The organism is Bacteroides sp. 51 (assembly GCF_010500965.1).
Lineage (GTDB): Bacteria > Bacteroidota > Bacteroidia > Bacteroidales > Bacteroidaceae > Bacteroides.
The window spans coordinates 1-321 of the sequence record NZ_QVMI01000169.1 but is presented as its reverse complement, the minus strand read 5'-3'; the positions used below and the strand labels follow the sequence as shown (position 1 = coordinate 321).

Genomic DNA, 321 nt, shown 5'->3' with positions numbered 1-321 from the left:
TAGAAAAATAAAAAACCCTGTAAATGTTTAATTTACAGGGTTTTGCTTTCACATAAAGCACCTCCTTGCGGAGAGGGAGGGATTCTCTCAAATCCGGGCGTGATACAAGCCAAACCGTTATTGGTACTGATCCAGAGGCGGTTGTTGCCATCCTCCAGTATACCATAAAGACGGCACACAAAGTTGGACACAGGTAAACGTACTCAAAAACCCTGACAACACCGATCCGTCAAAGCTATCCACAGGGAATGGGTTTACTTCTTGCGCACCACCACAGACAACACAACCCTGCAAACCGTTTTGGATAAGCAACGTTCCCGA

The 321-nt window shown here is 45.8% G+C and carries 1 protein-coding gene; it reads right to left on the bottom strand.

Annotated features, from left to right (window positions below; all coding sequences use genetic code 11):
• Nucleotides 1-117: 117 nt before the first annotated feature.
• On the bottom strand, nucleotides 118-321 hold a 204-nt coding region (locus tag D0T87_RS24380; RefSeq protein WP_203558790.1), incomplete at its 5' end, for a hypothetical protein.